The sequence below is a fragment of the Duganella sp. FT27W genome, assembly GCF_009295655.1.
Lineage (GTDB): Bacteria > Pseudomonadota > Gammaproteobacteria > Burkholderiales > Burkholderiaceae_D > Rugamonas > Rugamonas zoogloeoides.
Window position 1 is genome coordinate 761941 of sequence record NZ_WHIV01000005.1, and the last position, 21929, is coordinate 783869.

The following is a 21929-nucleotide window of genomic DNA, read 5'->3' on the forward strand; positions in this document are numbered from 1 at the left end:
GTTGCAGGGTTTGCGCTGGATCTGAGTGACCTGTTTTAACCAAAAAACAAGCGACATGGCATATATTCAACGCATACTGACTATTAAATTTAGTTACTACTTAATTTGAATATGATTGGATGTCAAAAATATATTGTTCTACCGAAATATTTTTATTGAAATAGATTATTATCACTGCCGATATTCAATTGATATTTAATCCTGCCGTGGCGCGCACCGCTGCCAGTCGAAGCGGGCGCGAGCGCTAGGCTCTGCTATATTGCGTTGCAAGAGGCCAGTCACCCGGTATGCCCGCGATGCTCGATGTGCACACGCAGCATTTTGGGCTGGTCAAGAAGTTGACGGTATGTCATGATTCACCCGACAGGGCTGATTTCTCGGGCTGCTGCAGCTGTTGTGCGCTTTGACGCACTGCGTGCCGCGCGCCCTTTCGAACATTTTTTAACTATCTAGAGGACCTCATTATGAAAGCTATGATCTTGGCCGCAGGCAAGGGTACCCGCGTGCGCCCCCTGACGTTTGACCTTCCCAAGCCGATGATACCGGTGCTGGGCAAGCCGGTGATGGCTTACCTGATCGAACACCTGGCCAAGTACGGGGTCAATGAGATCATGGTCAACGTCAGCTACCTGCACGAAAAAATCGAGGATTATTTCGGCGAAGGCCACCAGTACGGCGTCCAGATCGGATACTCGTTCGAGGGCTACACCAACAACGAAGGCGAAGTCGTTGCCGAAGCGCTCGGTTCGGCTGGCGGCATGAAGAAGATCCAGCAGTTCGGCGGTTTTTTCGATGACACCACCATCGTCCTGTGCGGCGACGCGGTGATCAACCTCGACCTGAAATCGGCGCTGTTCGAACACCGCCGCAAAGGCTCCAAGGCCACTGTGATCTGCCGCGAAGTACCGTATGACAAAGTGTCCAGCTACGGCGTGGTGGTCAGCGACAAGGATGGCCGGATCACGCAGTTCCAGGAAAAGCCTAGCCAAGAAGAAGCGCTGTCGAACTTTGTCAGCACCGGCATCTATATCTTCGAACCAGAAATCCTCGACCTGATCCCGGCCGACACCGTGTTCGATATCGGTTCCGAGCTGTTCCCGTTGCTGGTCGAGAAGGGCGTGCCGTTCTATGCCCAGAACCGCACGTTCAACTGGATCGACATCGGCAGCGTCAAGGACTACTGGGAAGTGTCGCAGAGCGTGATGATGGGCGAAGTGGCCCACATGGACGTGCCGGGCATTCAGCTCGCGGACGGTATCTGGGTTGGCCTGAACACCAGCATCGACTGGGAAGGCACCACCATCGAAGGCCCGGTGTACATCGGCTCAGGTTGCAAGATCGAGGCTGGCAGCACCATCATCGGACCAACCTGGATCGGTCACGGCAGCCATATTTGCGCCGGTGCCAAGATCGTACGCAGCGTGTTGTTCGAGTACACGCGCGTGTTCCAGGACGTGAGCCTGGAAGAAATGATCGTCTTTAAGGAATACAGCGTCAATCGCGCAGGCGAGATGAAGCATGTGTCCGAGTACACCGCCAGCGAATGGACCAATGCCCGCGATCGCCGCAGCAAACCGCGGTCCGAGGTAGAGATCGCAGCATAACGACCGTCACATCCGGGACAGCGCTCTATGGCGCTGCCCTGGCCAAGTTACTTGTCCCCGCTTCCCCCCGTTTCTCCTCTCGACATTCGTCACACTTCTCTTCAATCTCAAAATAATCACAATTGTGAGGCTTTTTTACATCACACTTATAAGTGATTGATTTTGTTGATCTAATTTTTTCTTTCGCGAAATTTTATGTACCTTTCATAACGTAATTTTCACACTGTGGGAAATTTTTGTGTTGCTAGGAAATTTTTATACCGCAATGCAAAATGGTTTCAAAAAAATTATCTAAAGTAAAGAAATTGCAACGGAACATGGGTTCATTGTGCTATCATCCTTATAGTTGTTGTAAAAACACATTCTTGGCAACATAGCGTGGCCATTAACTTCTAAGGAATATTCAGATGAAATTCAAAATGCTCGTAGCAAGCTTGCTGGCCGCCGCTTCGTTCAGCGCTGCTGCTGCCGATCAATCGGTACCGGTCTTCGTCAACCCGACCAATGGCAACCAGAACCACTTCAACGGTCAGTTCACGCCAACCGACGGCATCCTGTCCGGCGGCAGCGACGTCATTACCCTGACCGGCCTGGCTTCGGGTTGGTACAATGTGGTCGTTACCATCAGCAGCCAGAACCTGAGTTTCAACAGCGCGCTGTCGAACCTGAACGGCACCAAAGGCACGTTCGATAACTACGGCAAATACAGCTTTGGTTACCTCGCTTCTACCGACAAGGCGCCATTTGTGCTGTCGCTGTTCGGTACTGCAGGTAAGGGCGCCCTCTACAGCGGCGACATCACCGTTACCGCCGTACCAGAGCCAGAAACCTATGGCATGATGATCGGTGGCCTGGCGCTGCTGGGTTTCATGGCTCGCCGTCGCAAAGCTAAAAACGCTGCCTGAGCAGCCAGGTGAGGCGGCCACGCCGCCCCACCGACAAAAATCCCCCGCGCGCGAGCCGGGGGATTTTTTTATGGGGCGCTGCCGCAGCCCCCTATAATGGCGCCAGCCAGGTCGTGCCGACCGGGGATCATGGGAGTGGGGCGATGCGTTCATTTATCTTGCTGTCGCTGGGGTTGCTGGGTGCGGCCGTTGCTGGCGGCGCCCATGCCGCGCTTGGGGCCAGCCAGCTGGCGCTGGTGGTCAACGACAACGAGCCCAACAGCGTGACGCTGGCCGCGTTGTACCGCGAAGCGCACCAGGTTCCCGAGAAAAACATCATCCACGTGCGGCTCGATCCGCGCGCCCGCAAGCTCGACCCCGAAGACTTCGCGCCGTTGCGCCAGCAGATCCTGGGGCAGCTGGGCCCCGAGATCCGCGCCGTGCTGATGGTGTGGACAGCGCCGTACGCGGTGGGCTGCAATGCCATCACCTCGGCGCTGACGCTGGGCTACGATGCCGATCAGTGCAACACGCCTTGCGGCCCCGGCAAAGCCAGCGCCTACTACGGCGACGGCAACGCGCTGGCGCCGGCGGCCGCCGCCATGCGCATCAGCATGCTGCTGCCCACCACGTCGCTCGACCTGGGCAAAGCCCTGATCGCGCGTGGCACTACCCGCAACTTCCGTTTGCCGGAAGCCAGCGCCTATTATCTGACCACGTCGGACACGGCGCGCAGTTCGCGGGCGCGGCTGTTTCCACCGTCGGGCAAGGTCAAGTCGCACGAACTGACCATCAAGAACCTGCGTGCCGACGTGCTTGAAAACGCCAGCGATATCATGGTGTACCAGACCGGCATGATCAAGGTGGACAAGCTCGAGACCCTGAAATTTTTGCCCGGTGCGCTGGCCGACCACCTGACGTCCGCCGGCGGCGACCTGCTGGGCAACAGCCAGATGAGCAGCTTGCGCTGGCTCGAGGCGGGCGCCACCGCCAGCTACGGCACCGTGTCCGAACCGTGCAACCACTGGCAAAAATTCCCGCAACCGGCCGTGCTGCTCAAGCGCTACCTGAGCGGCGACAGCGCCATCGAGGCTTATTGGCGCAGCGTGGCCTGGCCGGCGCAGGGCGTGTTCATCGGCGATCCGTTGGCGGCTCCTTACGCGCGGTGACGTTCGAGCCAGGGTGATTGATCCATTCGGACCAAGCACCTGTCATGATGTCGTCATGCAGATCCAATAATATACAAAATACAATATTCAAAACATTTTGTTAACCTGGATCGCACATGAACTCCATTCGCACTGCCGCCGCCATCCCCGGCCCCCGTACCCTGATCGCCGCCGCCCTGCTGGCGGCCTTGTCCGCCCAGGCCCGCGCCGATGCGCCCGTCGTTATCAGCCAGGTGTATGGCGGTGGCGGCAATAGCGGCGCCACCTATAAAAACGATTTCATTGAAATTTTCAACCGCAGCGGCGCCGCCGTCGATATCAGCGGCTGGAGCGTGCAGTATGCCAGCGCCGCCGGCGGCACCTGGGCTGCCACCGCCGTGCCGGCCAACACGCCCAAGCTCGAACCGGGCCAGTATTTCCTGTTCCAGCAAGCGGTCGGTGGCGGCGGCACGACCGACCTGCCGACGCCTTATGTCACAGGAAAACTGGCCCTGAGCGGCACCGCCGGCAAGGTGGCGCTGGTGTCGAGCAACGCGCTGCTCACTGGCACCAATCCGACTGGCGGCACGCTGGTGGATTTGCTCGGCTATAACGCCGGCGCCTTCGAAGGCGCCGCCGGTCCGGGCCTGAGCAATACCACGGCCGCCTTGCGCGCCAATGGCGGCTGCACCGACACCGACAACAACGCCAGCGATTTTGCCACCGGCGCCCCCAGCCCGCGTACCACCGAAAGCGAGCGCAAGCAGTGTGGCGTGCCGGTGCAGCCGCCGATCGTGGCCAGCTGCCCGGCCAACCTGGCGCTGGCCGTGGGCCTGGGCGGCACTGCCGGCCTGTCCGCCAGCGATGCCGACGGCATCGTCAATGCTGCAACGATTACCGCCGGCGCCGTGGGCGGCATTGCGCTGGCCGATTTCCAGTCGGCGTCTGCCGCTGGCGGCACCGCAACGGCCAACCTGACCGTGGTACCCGGCCTGGCGGCCGGCACCTATCCGGTCAGCATCCGCTTCGACAACGACCAGTCGCAGCAGGCAGTGTGCACGGTCAACGTGAAAATCGCCGCGCCGGCCACGCTTACTCGTACCATCCCGCAAATCCAGGGCAGCGGTGCGGCCAGCCCGGTGGCCGGCACGGTGCAAACCACCGAGGGCGTGGTTACCGCCAAGGTCGGTTCCGGCTTCTTCATCCAGGACGAGGCGGGCGACGGCGATCCGCAAACCTCGGACGGCCTGTTCATCTTCACCACGCCCGCCAACACCGCCACCGTGCAGGTGGGCGACCGTATCCGCATTACCGGCACCGTGGCCGATTACGTCCCGACCGGCAGCAGCCATACCTATACCGAGCTGACCACCATCACCGAGATCGTCGGCCTGGCCAAGGACATTGTCATCGCGCCCACCAATATCGAACTGCCCTTCGCCGACTTCACGCAAGTGGAAGGCATGCTGGTGCGCTTCAATAACAACCTGACCGTGTCGCAATTGCAGTACCTGGCCGATCGCGGCGAGGTGACCCTGTCGTCGGGCCGGCTGGAAACGCCGACCAACCGCTACCGCCCGGGCTCGTCCGAGGCCGTGGCGCTGGCAGCCGCCAACGCACGCAACCAGATCATTCTCGACGACGGCATATTTACAACGCCCACCGTGATTCCTTACCTGGGCGCTGACGGTTCGCTGCGTGCCGGCGACACCGTTTCCGGCCTGACCGGCGTGATCGACTTCGGTGCGAAGGGCGGTGGTGGCGCAGCCTTCAAGCTGCAGCCGACCGTGCCGCCGGTGTTCTCGCAGGACAATCCGCGCCCGGCGCCGCCGGCCCTGGCCAGCGGCAACGTCAAGGTGGCCAGCGCCAATGTCCTTAATTACTTCACCACGTTCACCAACGGTGGCAACCACCTGGGCCAGACCGGCCAGGGTTGCAGCGTGGGCAGCGGCACGCCGTCGCGCTCGAACTGCCGTGGCGCCGACAACCTGGTCGAATTCCAGCGCCAGAGCGCCAAGATCGTCGGCGAGCTGAAAGCATTGAATGCCGACGTGGTGGGGCTGATGGAAATCCAGAACGACGGCGATTATTCTGTGTCGCAACTGGTGGAAGCGCTCAACGCCGCCATTGCACCGGGCAGCAAAACCTACGCGGTCGTACCGAAGCCGGTCACCACCGGCACCGACGCCATCCGCGTGGCCATGATTTACAAGCCATCCGCGCTGACCCTGCAAGGCACGGCCCTGACCGACAGCGACGCCATCAACAACCGTCCGCCGATGGCGCAAACCTTTGTCGCGCCCAACGGTGGCAAATTCACAGTGGTGGTCAACCACCTGAAGTCTAAGGGCAGTTGCCCGACCGCCGGCACTACCGAAGCCGACAAAGGCGACGGCCAGAGCTGCTGGAACCCCACCCGCGTACGGCAGGCACAGCGCCTGGTCGGCACCTTCGTGCCGCAGTTGGTGGCTGCCGCCGGCGATCCGAAAGTGCTCTTGATCGGCGACTTCAACGCCTACGGCCACGAAGATCCAATCCAGGCCATCGTCAACCAGGGCTTTGTGAACCAGCTCGAGCGCTTCGTGCGCGGCGCCGGCGCCATGCCGTATTCGTACGTGTTCAACGGCGAAGCCGGCTACCTGGACCACGCGCTGGCCAGCACCGCGCTCAGCGCCCAGGTGGCCGATGCGGCCGAGTGGCACAACAATGCCGACGAACCGGTGGCGGTCGATTACAACACCGACGGCAAGCCGCAGGACAAGTACACCGACGCACCATACCGCGCGTCGGACCACGACCCCGTGGTGCTGACCCTGAACCTGGCGGGCGCCCCGGCCGATGTGACGGCCAGCGTGCGCACTGCGGCTTCGGGCCTGGTATTCGCCCGCGCCAGCGGCAAGTGGACCGGCACGGTCAGCATCACCAATACCGCTGGCACTGCGCTGACCGGTCCGTTGCAGATCGCCTTGAAAAACCTGCCGGCCGGCGTGGCGTTGTCCAATGCCAGTGGCAGCCAAGGCGGTGCGCCCTACCTGACGGCAGCAGTCGCCAACCTGGCGCCTGGCGCCACCATCACCGTACCGGTGAGCTTTACCAAGACCGGCACCGCGGCCATCACTTACACCACTACCGTTTATAGCGGCAATTTCTAAGGATTTACCATGTTCAAACCTGCTCTGACTTCCCTGCGCCGTGCCGCCCTGGTCCTGGCGCTGAGTGCCTGCACCAGCCTGGCGTCCGCCGCCTCCGTGTTCCAGATCGAACTCGACACCAGTACGCTGGTGGCCGCCAACGGCAACACCGGCTGGATCGACCTGCAATTCAACCCGGGTAATGGCGGCACGCCATACGCCCAGGCGCTGCTGACCAATTTCGTCGGCTTCGGCGATCCGACCACGGTCGAGACGGCTGGCAATGTTAGCGGTTCGCTCGCTGGCGGCTACGTGATCGGTAACAACGACGCGAGCGGCTACAACGACCTGTTCCACGCCGTCAATTTCGGCGGCAAGGTGGGTTTTACGGTGACCTTCAGCGGCGATCTCGATCCGTCCCTGTCGGGCCTCGGTTCGGCATTCGCGGTGTCGCTGTTCGATAGCAGCAAAACCGTGGCGCTGGGCACAGCCGACGATGCGCTGGTAGTGCTGAACTGGACGTCGCTGGGCGGCGCCACCGCCTCGCCGCTGACGAACCAGATCGGCACGTCGGTGAGCGCGGTGCCGGAGCCGCAGACCTGGCTGATGCTGGGCGCCGGCCTGGCATTGCTCGGTGGCGTGGCGCGCCGGCGCCAGCGCGGGTAACGCCGGGCTCTATTTATTTGCGGATGATATAAATATCGCAAAGAAAACATATTAGTCAGGGGCCGGCAGGATATTGCATAGTGTAATTTTTACACGGATATGCCATGCCAGCCGCCCACATCCTTGTCATCGAAAACGACCGCGCAACCCAGCAACTGATTGCGCTCAACCTCGGCATGGCCGGCCACGTGGTCAGCTGCGCACCGGACGCTGCCAGCGCGCTGATGCTGCTCGAGGACGACTGTCCCGACCTGATTCTGCTCGACTGGAACTTGCCCGAATGTCGGCGCGGACTGTCCGGGCTGGCGCTGGTGCGCCGCCTGCGCACGCAGCCGCGCACGCGCGCGCTGCCGGTGATGATGGTGACCGCGCGCGCCAGCGAAGCGGACAAGATCATGGCGCTCGAGGGCGGCGCCGACGACTACATGACCAAGCCGTTCAGTCCACGCGAAATGCTGGCGCGCGTGCATGCCTTGCTGCGCCGTGCGCCGCGCAGCGCCGGCTGGCAGGGGAGCGCACACGACACTTCGGATACCGCCGGGCTGCGGCTCGATCCGCACACGCTGCGGGTGATGGCCGGTGCGCGCGAGCTGGCGCTGGGCCGGGTGGAATTCAAGCTGCTCGACGTGTTGATGCGCCATCCCGGCCGCATCCACAGCCGTGCACAACTGCTCGACCAGGTATGGGGCAACGCCGTGTACCTGGAAGAGCGCACGGTGGACACCCACGTGGGTCGCCTGCGCAGCGCGCTGCAACCGGCCGGCTACCAACGCCGCATCGAGACCGTGCGCGGCAGCGGCTACCGCTTTGTCGGCGCTGCGGCGTGAGCGCTTCATCGATGACGCCGGCGATGATCATACTCAGCGCGCGCGAGCAGGAATACTTGCTGCACGCGGTGGAGGCGGCGCTGCCGGTGGACGATGCGCGCCAGTTTTTCCTGTGGACCCAGGGGCCATTGCAGGCGCTGTTGCCGCACCAGGTACTGGTAGCGTTGCACTTCGACGGCCAGGACCGGTTGCTGCAAATGGAATGCCAGCACAGCGCGGTGCTCGATGCCGGCCTGCGCCATCGCCTGGCCGGCGACGAGGGGCTGGCGGTACGCCTGGCGCGCCATTGCCGCCGGCACGGTTGCCGCTCTCTGCTGCTCGATGCTGTCCATGGCGCTGATGATGCGCATTCGGCCCACGGTGCCCCGGCCGCTAATGCCGCCCAAGGTGCCCAAGGTGCCCAAGCTACCCAAGGTACCCATGCCGCCCAAGGTGCCAAAGCCGCCCCGGCCGTTGATAGCGCTGATGGCTCCGCCCTGCAATCGGCTACGCCGTTCCGCGCGGAGCTGCGCGCGTTGGGTTTTACTAACCTGGCGCTGCAAGCGACCAGCCGCTTGCCGGGCGGGTCCAGCGTGTTCGTGTTGCTGGGATTGCCGCAGCGGCCGCATGCGCGCCACGCGTATTTTCTGGCGCTGCTGTTGCCGCACTTGCACCTGATGGTGCAGCACCTGGCGCAATGGCGCGCTGCCTGTGCCATCGCCAGCGTCACGGTATTGACCCGTCCGGTCAGCGCGCGCGAGGCCGAGATTTTGCACTGGGTACGCGAGGGCAAGACCAATGATGAAATCGGCCAGATTCTCGGCATCAGCGGGCTGACCGTGAAGAACCATTTGCAGCGGCTGTACCGCCTGCTGGGCGTTTCAAACCGGACCCATGCGATAGCGCGCGGCGCTGCCTTGCGGCTGTTCGAACAACCGCCGCCGCACTGGTCCCGGCAACTGGCGTTTGCGGCGTGAGTGCCACACTATCTGCGGTCGTGTTCGTTGAAAAAGATTGTCTTCCCGGCAAACAGCATGGTAGCCTTGTCGAGTGGTAGCCACACGGCGCCGCAGGACCGTCAAGGTAGCAAGTAACACAAAGGGAGTGGTTGGATGGATGTGGTAAAGATGCGCACGCAGACGGTAACGGGCAGCAATAATTCGCGCGGTTTTACCTTGCTGGAGTTGCTGGTAGTCATCGTGATCATCGGTTTGCTGGCGGCCTACGTAGGCCCTAAGTACTTCTCGCAATTGGGCAAGTCCGAAGTGACGATGGCTAAGGCGCAAATCGGTTCATTCGAAAAGGCGCTCGATACCTACCGCCTCGACGTGGGCCGCTATCCCAACACGGAAGAGGGCATGAACGCGCTGCTGGTAGCGCCGCCCACGGCGGGCGCCAAGTGGAACGGCCCCTACCTGCCCAAGGTGCCGTCCGATCCCTGGGGCCGCGCTTACCAGTACAAGGCGCCCGGCGCCAAAGCCGATTTCGAGATCACCTCGCTGGGCCGCGACGGCCAGCCTGGCGGCAGCGGCGACGATGCCGATATCGTCTCCCAATAGACGTCTCGCGTAGCCCAGTCTTCACCGAAAGCCGACTTCATCATGCAGTTTGACGTACGCACCTTGTCGGCCGAGATGGTCATTTCCGAACTGGTCATCGATGGCCGCGACGAGGCCGATGCGCGCCGCCAGGTGGAGGCGCGCGGCCTGTTCGTCAGTGCCATCGCGCCGTCCGGCAAGGGACTGCGTGCCGGGAGCAAGCGCAGCGCGCTGTCGCTGGTGCTGTTCAGCCAGGAGTTGCTGGCGCTGCTGACTGCCGGCCTCGGCATCGTGGAGGGACTGGAAGCGTTGCTGGAAAAAGAGGCCAACCCCGGCACGCGCAGCGTGCTCGAGCGCCTGCTGGCGGGCCTGCGCGACGGCCAACGGTTTTCCGCCGTGCTGGCCGAGCAGCCCGACCTGTTCCCGCCGCTGTACATCGGCATCGTCAAGGCGGCCGAAGGCACGTCGGACCTGCCGCGTTCGCTCGCGCGCTTCATCGATTACCAGCAGCGCATCGACCTGGTGCGCGGCAAACTGGTCTCTGCCGCAATCTACCCGTGCATCCTGCTGCTGGTCGGCGGCGGTGTCAGCCTGTTTTTGATCGGTTATGTGGTGCCGCGCTTTGCCGAGGTGTACCAGGGCGCCGGGCGCGACCTGCCGTGGCTGTCGCAGCAAATGCTCAACTGGGGCCAGTTCGCCGGCGCCCACACCGGGCTGTTGCTGGGCATGATCGCCTTTGCGCTGACAGCGCTGGTGCTCGGCGTGCGGCGGCTGCTGCGCAACGGCGGCGTACTGCGCCTGCTGGGCCGCCTGCCGGCCATCGGCGAACGGGTGCGCATCTACGAACTTTCGCGCTTGTACCTCACGCTTGGCATGCTCAGCGAAGGCGGCATCACCATTGTCCACGCCATCAACACCGTGCAGGGCATGGTGTCGGCTGGACTGCGTCAGAATCTGCAAGCGGCGCGCGCCGACATCGAGTCGGGCCAGCCGCTGTCCACCGCCTTCGAGGCGCACCAGCTGACCACGCCAATCTCGCTGCGCATGCTGCGCGTGGGCGAGCGCACCGGCGACATGGGACCGATGCTCACCCAGTCGGCGGCGTTTTACGACGGCGAGATCACGCGCTGGATCGAACGCTTTACCCGCACCTTCGAACCGTTGCTGATGGCCGGCATCGGCCTAGTGGTGGGCGCCATCGTGGTGCTGCTGTATATGCCGATCTTCGATCTGGCGGGAGATATGTCATGAGCGCCGACGTGCTGCCTGCAGCAATGGCGCCCGTGGTCGATGCGGCGCTGCTGGCGCGTGCGCGCCACTTGCGCGCGCAATCGAAGCGCACGCTGGTCGAGGAGCTCGAAGGCTTGAGCGGGCTGGAGCCGCGCGAGCTGGTGCGCGCTTTGGCGCAGCCGTTTTCCATGCCGGTGCTGGAGACGGCCGACATGCTGGCTTGCGCGCCAGCCTTCGACCTGCTGCCGCTGTCGCAAGCGATGGCGCGCCACTGCGTGCTGCTGCGCACGCTGCCGGCGCAGGCAGGGGAACATGCGGGCCAACTGCTGGCCGTGATCGCCGACCCGTTCGACCTCGACCTGCAAACCTGGTTGTCGACGCAGGCGCGCGCCACGCCGCATGCACCGCTGCCCATGCGCCTGGCGCTGCAGGCCGACATCCAGGCCTATCTGTCCAAGCAGGAGGAGTCGGCGCGCGCCACCGACAACCTGCTGCCCGGCGCCAGCGAAGGCCGGCGCGACGGCAAGACCGCTGCCGTGCTGTCGTTCGCGTCGGTGTCGGAAGCGGCCAGTCCCGCCGTGCGGCTGGTCAACTCCACGCTGTACGATGCGCTCAAGGCCGGGGCGTCGGACATCCACCTGGAAAGCACAGCTGGCGGCCTGGCCGTGAAGTACCGCGTCGATGGCGTGCTCGATCACGCCACCGCCGTCAACGGCATCGAGGTGGCCGAACAAATCATCTCGCGCCTGAAAGTGCTGGCCGAACTCGATATCGCCGAGCGCCGCGTGCCGCAGGATGGCAGCTTCCGGGTGGAGGCGGGCGGCCGCGAGATCGACCTGCGCGTGTCCATCATGCCCAGCATCCACGGCGAGGACGCGGTAATCCGTATTCTCGACAAGCGCGCCATGATCGAAGCCTATGGCTCGCTCACGCTCGAAGCCCTCGGCTTCGATGCGCCGTCGCTGGCCACCCTGCGCGTGCTGGCGCAGGAGGCTTACGGCATGCTGCTGGTGACCGGGCCTACCGGCTCCGGCAAGACCACCACCTTGTACGCCGCGCTCACCGAGATCCACAACGGCCGCGAAAAAATCATCACCATCGAAGACCCGGTGGAATACCAGCTGCCCGGCATCCTGCAAATCCCGGTCAACGAAAAGAAGGGGCTGACGTTTGCCAAGGGGCTGCGCTCGATCCTGCGCCATGACCCGGACAAGATCATGGTCGGCGAAATCCGCGACCGCGAGACGGCGGAAATCGCCGTGCAGTCGGCACTGACGGGCCACCTGGTGCTCACCACCGTGCATGCCAATAACGTGTTCGACGTGTTCGGCCGCTTTACCCACATGGGCATCGATCCGTACGCGTTTGTCTCGGCCTTGAACGGCATCTGGGCCCAGCGCCTGGTGCGCATCAACTGTCCGCACTGCGCCGCGCAGTACACGCCGGACGACGCCGAACTGGCCAGCGTGGGCCTCACCCGCGCCGAAGCGCAGGACTACCTGTTCATGCAGGGTAAAGGGTGCGGCGACTGCCGCGGCACCGGCTACAAGGGCCGCCGCTCGATCGCCGAGATCCTCACCCTCAACGACGAGATCCGCGAGCTGATCGTCGACAAGCGCCCGATCCGCCAGATCAAGCAGGCCGCCCACGCCAACGGCACTCGCAGCCTGCGCCTGGCCGCGCTGGAACTGGTCAAGCGCGGCGGTACCACGCTCACCGAAATCAAGCGGGTGACCCTGCATGCGTAACATGACCCTGGCCATCGGACAATCGCTCCGCATCGGCATCGCGCCGCACGCGGTGAGCCTGCTGCGCGTGAGCCGCTGGCGAGGTGCGCCGGTGACGGTGCTGGCCGAGCACACCATTGTCACATCGTCCGCGCATCCGTTCGACGCCATCGCCAACGCCTTGCGCACCTTATTGAGCGAGCAGGGCGTGGAACGCCGGCCGGTGGCATTCGTGCTGGCCGACGAACTGGCGCGCCTGTGGCGGGTGACGCCGCCGCAGGGCGCCACCCGGCTTGACGACTTGCAGGCCGCTGCCGGCCTGCGCTTCCAGTCGCTGTACGGCGAGCCGCCGTCGGCCTGGCAGATCGGCGCCGACTGGAACGCGGTGCAGCCGTTCTTTGCCGCTGCCGTGCCGCGCTCCTTGCTGGCGTCGCTCATGCTGGTGGCTGAAGAATTCCGGCTGGCTGTCGTCGGCGTGGAGCCGCATTTTGTCAGCGCCTGGAACCGCTGGCACGGCGGCCTCAAAGCCGGCGCCTGGTATGCGCTGGTGCACGACGGCCTGATGACGCTGGCCCCGGTCGCCGATGACGGCGTGCGGGCGCTCAGGGTGCTGCCGGTACCGCCCGGCGCCGACCAGGCCTGGCTCACCCAGACCTTGCAGCGCGAGGCGCTGCTGCTCGACCTGCCGCCGCCGGCGCTGTTGCAGGCCTGCGGCGCGGTGCCGACGACCTGGTTGCGCGCGGCCGGGGCGGCCAATTCTGCTGGCACGGCCGCAGCGCCGGTCGGCTGCGAGGCGCTCGACCACGCACGGCAAGCGGTGTACGCGGGCTTTTCGCCGGTGGCGCAACTGGCCTGGGGAGGCGCCCGATGAGCAGGAAACCACGGACCATGCGCATCGATTTCGCGCCGCGCAGCCTGCGCCGCACGCTGTTCCACGCCCATCCGGCGCTGCTGGCGCTGGGCGCAATTGGTGTGCTGCTGTGCGCGGGCGCGGTGCTGTCTGCCACCCGGCTGGCCGACGAACGGCGCGACCGCGCGCAGCAGTTGCAACACGTGGAGGAGCGGGCGGCGGCCATGTCGGCGCGGCCGGCGCAGGTGGCCACGGTGGACATTCCCGAAGCCCAGGCCGCGTTCGTCAACAGCGCCATCGCCCAACTGAACCTGCCGTGGCGCGAGTTGCAGGACGCCGTGGCGTCGGCCACGCCACCGGCTATCGCGCTGATCGCCCTGGAACCCGACGCGCGCAAGCAGGTGCTCAAGATTACCGCCGAGGCGGCATCGAGCGACGACATGGTCGATTACGTCTCGCAACTCAAGGAGCAGGAAGCTTTCAGCGCAGTTGCCCTCACGCGGCACGACGTGCAGGAGACCGACCCGCATCGGCCGTTGCGCTTTCAACTGGAGGCCACATGGGTCAATCGCTGAAACCCGCCACCGGTGCAGGCACAGGCGCCATCGATGCCGCGCGCGCGCAGGCATTGATCCTGCGGGCGCGGCTGGCGGTGGCGCGCGTGGGTGCGCCGGCCTGCGTGGCGGCGGCGCTGTGCGTGGCCGGAGTGGCGGCATGGGCCTGGCTGCTGCCGCAGCGCGCCGCCCATGCGCGGCTGATGGCGCAACCGCTGCCCACGCCGGCTTCGCTGCTGGCACAGCAGCCGGCGGTGCCGCCGCCGTCGGCCAACCAGAACCTGGCCGACTTCTATGCCACGCTGGGCGAAAAACGCCACGCCGAGCAGCAGGTGCGCACCCTGTTCGACCTGGCCGCCAAAGCGGGCCTGGCGCTGAACCAGGGCGAATACAAATCCAGCTACGACAAGGCCAGCCGGGTGAGCACGTACCAGGTCACCCTGCCGGTCAAGGGCGGCTACCAGCCACTATGGCAGTTCGCCATGAACGGCTTGCGCGACATGCCGTTCGCCGCACTCGACGAGGTGAGCTTCCGCCGCGAGACCATTGCCGATCCTGTGGTGGAGGCGCGCTTGCGCTTCACGCTCTACCTCAAGGATGCGCCATGAAGCCGTATCACATCGTGATGGGACTGGCGCTGGCCGGCGCCGCCGCGCTGGTGCTGTTCGGCGACCGCACGCCGGCCGGTGAGATTGTCGAGCCGGTGGTGCGTCGTGGTGCGCCTGCCGTCGCCGCATCGGAGCGTGCGCGCGACCGTGCCGGCGCCGGGGCCAGGCCCGACGTGCCCATCGCGCGCCTGGTGCCGCGCGCGCAGCTGGTGGGCGCAGCGGGTGACGCCACCTTCGGCGCCGGGGAGGGCGTCTTCCTCGGCCAGAACTGGAATCCGCCGCAGCAACAGCAGCAGCCCACGGCCGCCGAGCGCGCGGCCGCCAACGCACCGGCGCCACCGCCGATGGCGCCGCCGGTGCCGTTCAACTATTTCGGCAAGGCCGTGCAGGACGGCGCCTGGGAGGTGTACCTGGCGCGCGGCGACAAGACCTATATTGCGCGCAACCAGACCGTGCTCGAAGGCGCCTGGCGCATCGACCGCATCATGCCGCCGCTGCTCACCATGACGTACCTGCCTCTGAATCAGGTGCAACAAATCAATATTGGAGCAATCGACTGATGGCAAGTCATCTTAAAAAACACCACCGGCGCCTGGCGTTGCCGCCGCTGCTGGCCCTGGTGCTGGCGCTGGGCGGCTGCGCCGGCCAGATGGCCTACCGCGACGGCAATACGCTGATGGCGCAGGACCAGGTGGAGGCAGGTTTGCTCAAGTACCAGGAAGCGCTCAAGGCCGAGCCGACCAACGCCGAATACCGCGCCGCCTACGTGCAGGCGCGCGACCGTGCGGCCCAGGGTTTCATCCGCGAGGCCGAACGCCAGTTGGCCGACGGCCAGCCCGAGCTGGCCGAGCAGGGCTGGCGTCGTGCCCTGGCGCTCGATCCGGCCAACGAGCGCGCGCGCGCCGGTTTGCGCACGCTCGAACGCAATGCCCGTCAGGCCAAGCTGCTGGCGATCGCCCGCGAGCATGTGGCCAGGGGCGAATATGACCTGGCCAAACAGCGCCTCAATGCACTGCTGACCGAGACGCCGTCCAACGAGCCCGCACGCCAGTTGCTGCGCGAGGTGACGGAAAAGACCGCGCCGTCCGCCGTTGAAACCGGCCTGGCAAAAGCGTACAAGCAGCCGATCACCATCGAGTTCCGCGATGCGCCGCTGAAGCAGGTGTTCGAGGTGATCTCGCGCCGCTCCAACCTGAACTTCGTGTTCGACAAGGACGTCAAGACCGACCAGCGCACCACGGTCCTGCTGCGTAACAGCACCGTCGAGGCGGCGATCTATTTCCTGCTGCTGACCAACCAGCTCGAGCAGCAGGTGATGGACGCCAACACGGTACTGATTTATCCGAATACGGCCGCCAAGCAGAAGGAATACCAGGAGATGACGGTCAAGACCTTCTACCTGGCCAACGCCGACGCCAAGATGGTTGCCAACACCCTCAAGACCATCCTCAAGACGCGCGACGTGGTGGTCGATGAAAAGCTCAACCTGCTGATCGTGCGCGACAACCCGGAAGCGATCCGCCTGGCCGAGCGCGTGATCGCCACCCAGGACATGCCCGAGGCGGAAGTGATGCTGGAAGTGGAAATCCTCGAAGTCAAACGCAGCACGCTGATGAACCTCGGCGTGCAGTGGCCGACCAGCATCGGCATCAACCCGCTGACCGACCTTGCCGGCGATCTGACGGTCAACGAGTTGCGCAACCTGAACTCGGACCGCATCCTGCTGTCCGGGATCAGCGGCGCCATCAACATCAACAAGACCGACACCGACTCCAACCTGCTGGCCAATCCGCGCATCCGCGTACGCAACAAGCAAAAGGCGAATATCGTCATCGGCGACAAGCTGCCGGTGATTACACCGACCGTGTCCGGTGGTGGCTTGGGCGGCTTTGCCAGCGACAGCGTGACGTATGTGGATGTGGGCCTGAAACTGGCAGTGGAGCCGACCATTTACCTCAACGACGAAATCGCCATCAAGGTGGAGCTGGAAGTGAGCAACCTGGTCAGCACCCTCACTACCAGGAACGGCAGCACCGCTTACCAGCTGGGCACGCGCCAGGCCAGCACCACCTTGCAACTGAAGGATGGCGAGAACCAGGTACTCGCGGGCCTGATCAACAACGAGCAGCGCGGCACCGGCAACAAGATTCCCGGCGCCGGTGATTTGCCGATCCTGGGCCGCCTGTTCGGCACCCAGCGCGACGACAACCAGAAGACCGAGATCGTGCTGTCGATCACGCCGCGCCTGATCCGCAACGTGCAGCGGCCCGAAGCCTCGGCCTCGGAATTCTCGGCCGGCACCGACGCCAGCTTCCGCCGCCGCCCCGACTTCAGCGCGCGTCCCGCCGTGCAAATGCCGGCGCTGCCGGGCGCCCAGCCACGGCCGGGCGTGGGCGCGGTGGTCGAGCTGGCGCCGCCGGCGCAAACCGCGCCGGTGACGTTGTCGCCGTCGCAGCCTTCCGGCCCTTCGCCGCAGCAGCTGCAACAGCAGCAGTTCCAGCAGATGCAGCAGCAACAGCAGATGCAACAGCAACAGCAACAGCAAATACAGCGGCAACAACTGTCGCAGCCGACACAACCGGGCCAACCGGCACAACCGCTCCAACCGGCGGAGCAGATCGCGCCGCCTGCCGAACCTGCACCCCCAGCTGCGCCAGCAGCGCCGGTGGAAGAGTCACCGATCCCTTCGGTACCGCCGCCAGTGCAAGATGTGCCGCTGTCGCGCGGCCAGCCGGCGCCGTTGCCGCCGGCGTCGGGCCAGCCCCGTCCGCTGCAATGACCGGGACCTGACGGCGATGCGCGCGCGCGGCTTTACCCTGATCGAACTGCTGGTGACGCTGGCCATCGTCGGCCTGCTTGGCGCACTGGTGATTCCGACCGCGCAGGTGGTGGTGCAGCGGCGCCAGGAGCAGGACCTGCGCGAGGCGCTGCAACAGATCCGCAGCGCCATCGACGCCTACAAGCTGGCTTACGAACAGGGGCGGGTGACGCGCAGCGTGACGTCCACCGGCTATCCTGTCAGTCTCGACGTGCTGGTGGCAGGCGTGCCCGATGTACAAACGCCCAAGCAGGCCAAGATCTATTTCCTGCGCCGGGTGCCGCGCGATCCGTTCAATCCCGATGCGGCGCTCACCGACGCGCAAACCTGGGGCAAGCGCAGCTACGCCAGTGAAGCGGACGATCCGCGCGAGGGCGACGATGTCTATGACGTCTACAGCCTGAGCGAGAAGGCGGGCCTGAACGGCGTGCCCTACAAAAAGTGGTGATCATGAAAAAGACGGCCAAGGGCTTCACCCTGATCGAACTGCTGGTGGTGCTGGGCATCGTCGCGCTGATGCTCACGCTGGCCGTGCCGCGCTACTTCCCCAGTGTGGACAAATCCAGGGAGGTGGTGCTGGCCGATAACCTGCGCAACCTGCGCGGCCTGATCGACCAGTATTACGGCGACACCGGCCGCTATCCCGATTCGCTGGACCAGCTGGTGGAGAAAAAATACCTGCGTGCGCTGCCGCGCGACCCGGTTACCGACAGCGACAGCACCTGGATCATCGTGCCGCCCGAGGATGGCCTGAAGGGCAATGTGTACGACATCAGGAGCGGGGCGCCGGGCAATGACCGCAGCGGCAAGCCTTACGCCGACTGGTGATGCGCGGCCGGCCAGCACATCCACGCCGGGAAGGCGGTTTTACCTACCTGAGCGTAATTATCGTGGTGGCGATCATCGGGCTGGTGGCCGCCGCGTCGCTCAAGCTGGGCGCCACGGTCCAGCGCAGCCGCGCCGAGCAGCAACTGCTGGTCATTGGCGGCGCCTTCAGCGATGCGCTGCAAAGCTATGCCGACGCTACGCCTGCCGGCCAGCCGCCGCAACCGCCGTCGCTCAAGGAACTGCTGCGCGACCCGCGCTTTCCCACCCCGCGCCGCCACTTGCGCAAGATCTTTGTCGATCCGATGACGGGCAAGGCGGAGTGGGGCATCGTGTACCTGGGCGGGACAACCGGCGTGATGGCGGTGTACAGCCTGTCGGATGCACGGCCGGTCAAGATCGGCAATTTTCCGGCGCGCTTCCAGAGTTTGGCGGGCAAGCGGAAGATTTCGGAGTGGCGTTTCGTGGCCAGCGGCCCCGGGACACCGGGCATGCAGGGGGCGAACACCGGCGCCGCGCCACCCGATGCGCAGCTACCGCCGGCACCAGCCGGCCAGCCGCAGGGGCAGCCATTCCCGGCGCCAGGAGCGGGACCTAGATTTGGGCCTGGGACTGGAACTGGGCCTCTACCGGGATCCGAACCGGTATCAAAGCCGGTACGTGAGCCGGGACCGGAAGCGCAGCCGGCCGAACCGCCGGCTGAAGCCGAGCCGGAGCCGGAACCAGAGCCGTCAAGAGCGCCGGACCCGGAATCGGAACCGAGAACTGAACCGAGGTCAAGACCGGAACCGGAACCGGGACCAGGTCCGGCACCGCAGAAATAAGCGAACGCGCGGACCTGACTCAGCGCGCCATGCGCTTGAAGTCGCGCGGCCGGAATCCCAGTACCAGCAGCGCGCCGAAATACACCACGCAGCACACGCCGATCACCAGGAACAGCGCTCCCACGCGCAGCAGGGGCTGGTGCTGCATGGCCAGCCAGTTGACGTGGCTGGCGCTGTACCAGGCCGTTGCGCCCATCAGCGCACAGGCGATCACCAGCTTGGCAAAAAACAGTGGCCAGCCCGGCTTGGGGCGGTAGATGTCGCGCTTGCGCAGGCCGGCGTACAGGAAGCTGGCGTTTACGCAGGCGCCCAGGCTGATCGACAGCGCCAGGCCGGCCACCGCCAGGTGCGGCACGAAGATCATGTTCATCAACTGGGTGGCGATCAGTACGCCGATGGCGATACGCACCGGCGTGCGGATGTCCTGCTGCGCATAGAAGGCCGGCGCGAGGGTCTTGACCAGGATGATGCCGAGCAGGCCCACGCTGTAGGCGATCAGTGGCTCGGACGAGGCCTGCGTGGCGGCGGCGGTAAAGGCACCGTTCTGGAACAGGGTGGCGATCAGCGGTTCGGCCAGCGTGGCCAGGCCGACGGCGGCCGGCATGGCCAGCAGGAAGGTCAGGCGCAGGCCCCAGTCCAGCAGCGACGAGTATTCTTCGCGGTCGCCGCTATTGTTGGCTTTCGAGAGGCTCGGCAGCAGGATGGTGCCCAGCGCCACGCCCAGCAGGGCGGTGGGGAATTCCATCAGGCGGTCGGCATAGGTCAGGAACGAGATGCTGCCCTCGGCCAGGCGCGAGGCGATGCCGGTATTGATCAACAGGCTGATCTGGGCGGCGGAGACGGCAAACACGGCCGGTCCCATTTTTTTGAGGACGCGGCGCACGCCAGCGTCGCGCAGGCCGATGGCCGGATTCCACGACAGCCGTGGCAACATGCCGATCTTGATCAGGGCCGGAATCTGGATCGCCACCTGCAGCACGCCGCCCACGAACACGGCGATCGCCATCGCGTAGATCGGTTGTTCCAGGTGTTGTTGCAAAAACAGCGACGCCAGGATCGACGAGATATTCAGCAGCACCGGGGTAAACGCCGGAATCTTGAACTCGCTCCAGGTATTGAGGATGCCGCCAGCGAGCGCCACGAAGGCCATGAACGAGATGTACGGGAACATCAGGCGCGTCATCCACACGCCGGCGTCGAACGACTCGGGCGCGAGGCCGCCGCCGACAGCCAGTAGCAGCGCGGGCGCGGCGATGATGCCGATGATTGTGACCACCAGCGTGGCCCAGACCAGCGTGGTGCCCACGTGGTCGGCCAGCGAACGGGTTTCTTCCAGCGTTTTCTTGTTCTTGTATTCGGATAAAATGGGTACGAACGCCTGCGAGAACGCGCCCTCGGCAAACAGCCGGCGCAGCAGGTTGGGCAGGCGGAACGCGATGTTGTAGGCATCCGTCATGCCGCCGGCGCCAAAGGCGCGGGCAATTAAAATGTCACGCAACAACCCGGTGATACGGGACAGCATGGTCATGCTGGAGATGGCGGCGAGGGTTCTGAGCAAGTTCATGGGGCATGATTATAGTTGCTCCGGGCGGAAAAGATCGCTATAATCGCTGGCTGTACAGAATTCTGTTATGCAGACAATAATTGTTTGGCAGGCAGCAGTTTGACTCACTTGGTTCGGCACACGAACGACCTGTTTGGCAAACGATAATGTTTGCAAACTACCTTTATTTTAGGAAATTCCATGGCAAATACCGCACAAGCGCGCAAACGTGCTCGTCAAGCAGTTAAACAAAACGCGCACAACTCGTCGCAGCGTTCGACCCTGCGCACTGCAATCAAAGCAGTTCGTAAAGCAATCCAGGCTGGCGACAAAGCCGCTGCTGCTGAAATCTTCCAGAAGTCGGTGTCGACCATCGACAGCATCGCTGACAAGAAGATCATCCACAAAAACAAGGCCGCTCGCCACAAGAGCCGTCTGGCCGCTGCTGTCAAAGCACTGGCAACCGCCGCTTAATTCCCCCTTCGGGAATAGCAGCAGCAAAAACCCGCCTGGCTTCGGCCGGCGCGGGTTTTTTCGCATGGGGCGGCGGTTTATGCTCCGGCCGGCGGCCGGAGCTGGTTCCTAGGGCTTGAGATCCTTCGAAGACACTTCCATCCACTCGCCCGGCAGCAGCGGATGCGTGGCCAGCGAGATGCCGCCAATGGCCGTGCGCAGCAGCCGCAAGGTAGGCAAGCCCACCGCTGCCGTCATGCGCCGCACCTGGCGGTTCTTCCCTTCCTGTAACGTGATCGCCAGCCAGCTGGTGGGCTGCTCGGCGCGCTGGCGGATCGGCGGATTGCGCGGCCACAGCCATTCGGGTTCGGCGATGCGCACGGCCTGGCAGGGCAGGGTGGTGAAGTCGCCGAGGTCGATCGGCGCCTGCAGCCTGGCCAGGCTGGCTGCGTCGGGCACGCCGTCCACCTGCACCAGGTACACCTTGGCTTCCTTGTGGTCGGGATGGGCGATGGCGTGCTGCAGCTTGCCGTCGTCGGTGAGCAGCATCAGGCCTTCGCTGTCGTAGTCGAGTCGTCCGGCGGGGTAGATGTCGGGGATAGTCAGATGATCGGCCAGGGTGGCCTTGCCGTCCTGCGGCGAGAACTGGCACAGGACCTGGAACGGTTTGTTAAAAAGTATGAGGGCCATGCTGTAGAGGGTGGGATTGGTGTAGGCTAG

The 21929-nt window shown here is 64.4% G+C and carries 21 protein-coding genes; 19 read left to right on the forward strand and 2 right to left on the reverse strand.

Annotated features, from left to right (window positions below; genetic code table 11):
* Positions 1-464 precede the first annotated feature (464 nt).
* The 18 genes from F8197_RS25295 (at position 465) to F8197_RS25380 (ending at position 19213) form a co-directional block, all read left to right on the forward strand.
* Positions 465-1604 (forward strand): sugar phosphate nucleotidyltransferase, encoded by a 1140-nt coding sequence (locus F8197_RS25295; RefSeq protein WP_056139093.1) that lies wholly within the window; start codon positions 465-467, stop codon positions 1602-1604.
* Between the two features lie 407 nt (positions 1605-2011).
* Positions 2012-2509, forward strand: coding sequence for an FxDxF family PEP-CTERM protein (locus F8197_RS25300; protein WP_152884473.1), 498 nt, complete (start codon positions 2012-2014; stop codon positions 2507-2509).
* A 143-nt stretch (positions 2510-2652) separates the two neighbouring features.
* Positions 2653-3657: a TIGR03790 family protein gene (locus F8197_RS25305; RefSeq protein ID WP_152884475.1), complete on the forward strand. Its 1005-nt coding sequence runs from the start codon at positions 2653-2655 to the stop codon at positions 3655-3657.
* A gap of 116 nt (positions 3658-3773) precedes the next feature.
* Positions 3774-6788 (forward strand): ExeM/NucH family extracellular endonuclease, encoded by a 3015-nt coding sequence (locus tag F8197_RS25310; protein ID WP_152884476.1) that lies wholly within the window; start codon positions 3774-3776, stop codon positions 6786-6788.
* Positions 6789-6797: 9 nt separating this feature from the next.
* A complete protein-coding gene (locus F8197_RS25315) occupies positions 6798-7433 on the forward strand; it encodes an NF038129 family PEP-CTERM protein (RefSeq protein WP_152884478.1) in 636 nt (211 codons plus the stop codon).
* Positions 7434-7537: 104 nt separating this feature from the next.
* Entirely contained in the window at positions 7538-8260 is a 723-nt protein-coding gene (locus F8197_RS25320) for a winged helix-turn-helix domain-containing protein (protein WP_152884479.1), read from the forward strand.
* 23 nt (positions 8261-8283) lie between these two features.
* Positions 8284-9216, forward strand: a complete 933-nt coding sequence (locus tag F8197_RS25325; protein WP_152884481.1) for a LuxR C-terminal-related transcriptional regulator — start codon at positions 8284-8286, stop codon at positions 9214-9216.
* Positions 9217-9351: 135 nt separating this feature from the next.
* Positions 9352-9798, forward strand: a complete 447-nt coding sequence (gene gspG / locus F8197_RS25330; RefSeq protein ID WP_152884483.1) for a type II secretion system major pseudopilin GspG — start codon at positions 9352-9354, stop codon at positions 9796-9798.
* A 42-nt stretch (positions 9799-9840) separates the two neighbouring features.
* The gene (locus F8197_RS25335) at positions 9841-11028 is read left to right on the forward strand and encodes a type II secretion system F family protein (protein ID WP_152884484.1); all 1188 of its coding nucleotides are present in this window, start codon (positions 9841-9843) and stop codon (positions 11026-11028) included.
* Positions 11025-12755, forward strand: a complete 1731-nt coding sequence (locus tag F8197_RS25340) for a GspE/PulE family protein (protein ID WP_152884486.1) — start codon at positions 11025-11027, stop codon at positions 12753-12755. Before F8197_RS25335 ends, F8197_RS25340 begins: the two co-directional genes overlap by 4 nt.
* On the forward strand, positions 12748-13605 hold the full coding sequence (locus tag F8197_RS25345; protein WP_227012404.1) for a hypothetical protein: 858 nt from the start codon (positions 12748-12750) through the stop codon (positions 13603-13605). Before F8197_RS25340 ends, F8197_RS25345 begins: the two co-directional genes overlap by 8 nt.
* 17 nt (positions 13606-13622) lie before the next feature.
* Positions 13623-14159 (forward strand): PilN domain-containing protein, encoded by a 537-nt coding sequence (locus tag F8197_RS25350; protein ID WP_152884488.1) that lies wholly within the window; start codon positions 13623-13625, stop codon positions 14157-14159.
* Positions 14144-14746, forward strand: a complete 603-nt coding sequence (locus tag F8197_RS25355; RefSeq protein ID WP_152884490.1) for a hypothetical protein — start codon at positions 14144-14146, stop codon at positions 14744-14746. Before F8197_RS25350 ends, F8197_RS25355 begins: the two co-directional genes overlap by 16 nt.
* A complete protein-coding gene (locus tag F8197_RS25360) occupies positions 14743-15306 on the forward strand; it encodes a hypothetical protein (protein WP_152884492.1) in 564 nt (187 codons plus the stop codon). The genes F8197_RS25355 and F8197_RS25360 overlap by 4 nt, the downstream gene beginning before the upstream one ends.
* Positions 15306-17525, forward strand: a complete 2220-nt coding sequence (locus F8197_RS25365; protein ID WP_152884494.1) for a secretin N-terminal domain-containing protein — start codon at positions 15306-15308, stop codon at positions 17523-17525. The genes F8197_RS25360 and F8197_RS25365 overlap by 1 nt, the downstream gene beginning before the upstream one ends.
* A 16-nt stretch (positions 17526-17541) precedes the next feature.
* Complete coding sequence (locus tag F8197_RS25370) at positions 17542-18012, forward strand: type II secretion system protein (protein ID WP_152884496.1); 471 nt, start codon at positions 17542-17544, stop codon at positions 18010-18012.
* A 2-nt stretch (positions 18013-18014) separates the two neighbouring features.
* Entirely contained in the window at positions 18015-18392 is a 378-nt protein-coding gene (locus tag F8197_RS25375) for a type II secretion system protein (protein ID WP_152884497.1), read from the forward strand.
* Positions 18392-19213 (forward strand): type II secretion system protein, encoded by an 822-nt coding sequence (locus F8197_RS25380; protein ID WP_227012405.1) that lies wholly within the window; start codon positions 18392-18394, stop codon positions 19211-19213. The genes F8197_RS25375 and F8197_RS25380 overlap by 1 nt, the downstream gene beginning before the upstream one ends.
* A 19-nt stretch (positions 19214-19232) precedes the next feature.
* Here F8197_RS25380 and murJ read toward each other — a convergent pair whose 3' ends face one another.
* Entirely contained in the window at positions 19233-20777 is a 1545-nt protein-coding gene (gene murJ, locus F8197_RS25385; protein WP_152884499.1) for a murein biosynthesis integral membrane protein MurJ, read from the reverse strand.
* Positions 20778-20957: 180 nt separating this feature from the next.
* Between murJ and rpsT the strand changes: the two genes are divergently transcribed.
* Entirely contained in the window at positions 20958-21230 is a 273-nt protein-coding gene (gene rpsT, locus F8197_RS25390) for a 30S ribosomal protein S20 (RefSeq protein WP_019921878.1), read from the forward strand.
* Positions 21231-21338: 108 nt separating this feature from the next.
* Here the strand turns inward: rpsT and F8197_RS25395 are convergent, their stop codons facing one another.
* The gene (locus tag F8197_RS25395) at positions 21339-21899 is read right to left on the reverse strand and encodes a pseudouridine synthase (RefSeq protein WP_152884501.1); all 561 of its coding nucleotides are present in this window, start codon (positions 21897-21899) and stop codon (positions 21339-21341) included.
* Between the last annotated feature and the right edge of the window lie 30 nt (positions 21900-21929).